Below are 4,691 nucleotides of genomic sequence, written 5' to 3'. Positions count from 1 at the left end.
CAATCCCCAATCCCCAATCCCCAATCATTTTTAATTATATTATTAATAATTACATTATTACTTTAAACTAATCAACATTCCAATATTGATATCTATGAAAAAAGAAGCTGAAGACAAATGGGTCATAATACTCGGATGCCTGCTGATGTTCTGCGTTCAGTTCATAGGCAACATGGTTACAGTAGCACTTCCAACAATAGCCTCAAATTTGGATTTGACAGCTGAAATGTTACATGCAATCAATTTGGCTTATCTGATAATGTCTTTATCGTTAATGCTTCCAATAGGCAAGTTTGTTTCAAAAAGAGGAATTGGAAAATATCTCAAATATGGTATTGTATTAATGATTGCAGGACTTTTGCTTGAGGTTTCCGAAAAATAGATGATTTTAAAAAAAAGTAATACTTTTTTTAAAAAAGTAAAATTAAGCCTCAGATAAAGTTATTTGAACATCCTCTAAAGAATTTTCATAATCCCTCAAAGATTCATCAACTTTACAACTTTCACAGACGTATGGTAAAAGTAACACCTCATCTGAAAATGGAAACTTAATACTTCTCCAAATAGGCATCCTAACATTAGTTAAATCACAGAATTTTTTAGTAACTTCTAAAATATTATCCTTATTAACATCCTCCATTTCCATTAATTGATTATAAATGCGTATTAAATTATATGAACCTCCACATAAATTTAATCGATTCTGAATATTAACTTTACCAGTTGATAAAAACTCATTAATGTGATAAAATACTTTTAAAGTACCATTGGGAGCTTCTACTGTAGAAAATCGAGTAATATATTTTAAAATATTCTCATAATCTTGCATTTTTAAGTCCATATTTAACGCTAAAATTCCACCACTAATGACTACTTTACGATATTTAGTTGAACAGCAATTTTCACAATAAGGACAGGAAAAACAAGCCTCCTTATTAGCATAAATACGTTCAATAATATAATCTTGTTTTTTCTCATCCCATCTTACGTTAGTTTTTTGATAGGTTAATTTTTCATTATTGTAACAAGTAAAGTAATCTCCCTCTGAATTATACTCCATATTGTCTTTATGAAATTTATCGTTATTTTTATGACCATTTCTTAATTTTGCGCTACGATTATTGTCCATCAATACATTTAAACCAATTTCTTCAATACGTTCCAATACTCGTCGAGTATTGTAACCTGCATCAACGTTTGTTGTTTCAGGTATTTCACCCATATTTTGTATTGCTTTTTCAATAACATCTGGAAATTGATAATGATCTGTTGCTTTATCGGTTGCCATGATGCAAATAAACATTTTAGACATGAAATCAACAGCAGTTTGAATATTATAACCTACATCAGGGTTACCTGCTTTATTTATCAAATGAATAGCTTCAATATCATTAATAGGTATGGTATTTTCATCAGTTTGCTTAAATCTGCGCAATATGTCTTTTAAAATATTAATTTTTTTTAAATTACTAAGATCCTCACGATTTAAGAATCTTCTAGCAGGGAATCGTAATTTATTTAATTGTTTGTTTGTGACTCTGAAACCCATATAATAGTTTAATAAAGTTTTTGCATCGTTTTCATAGATGACATTAAATTTATTGTTGGCTGCTTTGAGTGGTGTGCCATCAATTGAAATTGTATTTAAATCTGTTAAACCGGACACTATAGCAAATTGAACTGTATATGCTATGAAATAATCGAAAAAACTGCCCCATTTATTGATGAATAAGTTTATAGTGTCTTCATCAGGTGTTATTCCATTAGCAACAAATTTATAATAAGTATGATTTTTTGCTAAGTCTGCAATAACACTTGCTTTAGTAAATCCATTGGAATAGGAATAATATACTAGTGATACCATTTTATGCATTGCATATCCTTTTTTATTATCCTTAGCTGAAGGAAATATTTCATTATTTAGATTAAATGACTTTAATAAAGAGTTCACAAATTGTACTAAAAAACGAGCAAAATCGCCTTTAGGAATGCTTTTATCAAATGAGACATACTCGAATCGACCACAATAATCATTAATATCAATATCACTCATAATACCACTCAACATGTAATATTATCTAATTATAATATCTGTAAGTTCTACTATATAAATATAACTGTTTTAAATATTTTTAATAGTAATTTTGATAATTTTTAAAAGGGTACAAATAATTTTATTTGATTTGAGTTGATTTTAAATGAAAAATTTTTTTGTCAATAGAATGAGTATTTTTATTGAATAATTCTATTTAATTTTAGTGATGTTAGTGTGGTTTGTATTATATTATTATGATTTATGAGGTAGTTTGTTAAATTAGTAATACTTTTTTTTAATTTTTTTTTAAAAAATTGTCTTTTTCGGAACCCTCATAAATATATTAATTCTTAAATTTTCAGAGTGTTGGAAAATAACATTTTGAGTAATACTTTTTTAGAATTTTCAACAATACTGACTATATTACCATAGGGTAATGCACTTTAACTTTTTCTTGTTCTATTTCATTCATAAATTTCGCAGTTTCTTCATGGAAATGTTCAAATTCTTTATTAAAATCGACTAATGAACCACTTATTTCCATAAGTAAGGTATATAATCTCTTAAGATTAAAAGAACCTGCACATAAATTTAATTTATTAGTATTTTTAAATTTACCTCTTGCTAACATGTCATCAATGTGGTAAAATGTTTTCAATATGCCATACAAAGGTTCTACTGTGGAAAATCTTTTCATATATTCATAAATATTTTCATAATCTAACATTGATTCTTCCATTTTTAATGCCAATTCACCTCCTGAAACTATAACTTCACGTTTTTTCTTTCCTTTACAGCAACAGAGCTTAAAAATACAGCCTGCACAGGCTTCTTCATTATAATATTTGGATTGGACTTCAAGTTTACCAGTTTTATTATTAACACTGAATGTATTTTCTTGGAAGTATAATGGTTTGTTGGCATAGCATTTCATTGCGTTACATTCATAATCAAAATTCATATTGTCTTTGTGGAATATTTTTTTACTTCCATTGCCATTACGCAATTTAGCGGCTCTTGTATTGTCAATTAGGGCTTTTATATCATTATCTTCAATAAACTGTAGTGTTTCATAGTCATGATATGCTGAATCAGCACTGGTGACTTCAGGCATTATTCCAATATTTTCAACCATTTTATTGAATATTTCAGGAAACAGTCCATGATCAGTTGCCTGATTAGAAATAAGAATTGCACAAAACATTTTAGTTGAATTATCCACTGCTGTTTGAATATTATAACCGATAATCTTTTTTCCTTTTTTATCAGTAACATGTCGTGCATCATAATCATTAACAGGAACAGTATTCTGACCGGTTTCATCAAATCGTTCATCAATAGTATTCAGTAAGTCTAATTTTTGTTTATTGGTTAAATCCAGACGTGCCATGAATTTTTTAGCAGGTCTGCGTAATTTTTTCAACTCTCTATTAGTCACCACTTTTCCACTGACCCATCTAATTAGTGTTCTCACATCATCACGGTGAAGTACGTTAAATTTATTATTTGCTGCTTTGAATAATGATCCATCAAAGGCAACATGTTCCAAACCAGTTAATCCTGCTATTTTAGCAAAAATAATGGTGTAGGTTACTAAACATTCAAATAAGTCTCCCCATTCTTCAATGAAGTTTTCAATGGTCTTGTAGGATGGTTCTATACCATTGGCAGCGTAAATGTAAAGTTTATTATATTTAGCATTATATTCAATCTTTTTAGCATCAGTTATTCCCTCTGTAAAAGCATAATAAATTAAACCGGCTAATTTAACTAATGAATAACTTTTATTATTCTCATCATTACTTGTAAATTTAATATTATTTAATTTAAAGAATTTTAAAAAGTTTCTCACGAAACTTACAACAAAACGAACAAAATGATCTTCAGGAATACCTGCATCAAATTCAACGTACTCCAATCTTCCACAATAATCATTAACAGCAATATCATCCATAATAACTACTCCAATGCTACTTATACCTATATATAATATATATAAATACTAGTATTTAAATATTTCGATTTATTATTTCTTTATTTTAAAATTAGATTTATCTCAGTTTGTTATTTAGAGTTTAGAAGCATTTCAAGTGAAAAAATTTTTTTGTCCGCAAGCGGACAATATCGTTAAATTTTACCTTTTAAAAGGGGAGGTACTGAAAAAAAATTAAGTGTTGATAATGAAAATTTGTTTTTTTAAAAATTTTATTTAAATGTAATAAAAATAGTAATATGGAGTCTGATTTTGTTTAATTAATTGTTATATTTTAAACTTATTTTGTGCTTTTTAGTGGGTGAAGTTTGAATTTTTTCCATGACAATGAGTAATACTTTTTTGCTGGATTTACAAAAAATAATCGATATCTTTCCAACCCTCATTATCATTTACTAGAATAATAAAAGTTAATGCCAAATAAACCATAAGCGCAATGGTTAAAAAAACAAAGGAATTTCTATATTTTGCAATGTAATAGGATTTGGAGGTATTTTTTCTTTCAACTTTTAAAAACCAATCCCTGTAACTATTAATGAATTTTTTCATGGTTGACTTGTTGTTTAGTTTATCATCCATTGATTTTAAATTAATTTTTGAATTGTCAAACAATTTTAAAATATTTATTATTGATTTGTCGGATGAACTAAGCTTTTTTATTTT

The 4,691-nt window shown here is 27.4% G+C and carries 4 protein-coding genes; 1 reads left to right on the top strand and 3 read right to left on the bottom strand.

All coding sequences use genetic code 11. The features are described from left to right. Window positions 1–172 precede the first annotated feature (172 nt). Window positions 173–382 carry a hypothetical protein gene (locus Q0138_RS07880; protein ID WP_297983069.1) on the top strand — a complete coding sequence of 70 codons (210 nt, stop codon included), beginning with the start codon at window positions 173–175 and terminating at the stop codon, window positions 380–382. A 42-nt stretch (window positions 383–424) separates the two neighbouring features. Here Q0138_RS07880 and Q0138_RS07875 read toward each other — a convergent pair whose 3' ends face one another. The 3 genes from Q0138_RS07875 to Q0138_RS07865 form a co-directional block, all read right to left on the bottom strand. Beyond that, on the bottom strand, window positions 425–2,053 hold the full coding sequence (locus tag Q0138_RS07875) for a transposase (RefSeq protein WP_297983066.1): 1,629 nt from the start codon (window positions 2,051–2,053) through the stop codon (window positions 425–427). Window positions 2,054–2,453: 400 nt separating this feature from the next. Next, entirely contained in the window at window positions 2,454–3,989 is a 1,536-nt protein-coding gene (locus tag Q0138_RS07870) for a transposase (RefSeq protein ID WP_297983061.1), read from the bottom strand. Between the two features lie 390 nt (window positions 3,990–4,379). Beyond that, window positions 4,380–4,691: hypothetical protein (locus Q0138_RS07865; RefSeq protein ID WP_297983057.1), on the bottom strand; the 312-nt coding region annotated here is incomplete at its 5' end.

The organism is uncultured Methanobrevibacter sp. (assembly GCF_937906425.1).
Lineage (GTDB): Archaea > Methanobacteriota > Methanobacteria > Methanobacteriales > Methanobacteriaceae > Methanobrevibacter.
This window is presented reverse-complemented; position numbering and strand designations above follow the sequence as displayed.

Excerpts from the sequence above, each read along its gene's own strand:
- Q0138_RS07880 (WP_297983069.1), top strand. The coding sequence starts at position 173 with ATGGTTACAGTAGCACTTCCAACAATAGCCTCAAATTTGGATTTGACA.
- Q0138_RS07875 (WP_297983066.1), bottom strand. The coding sequence starts at position 2,053 with ATGAGTGATATTGATATTAATGATTATTGTGGTCGATTCGAGTATGTC.
- Q0138_RS07870 (WP_297983061.1), bottom strand. The coding sequence starts at position 3,989 with ATGGATGATATTGCTGTTAATGATTATTGTGGAAGATTGGAGTACGTT.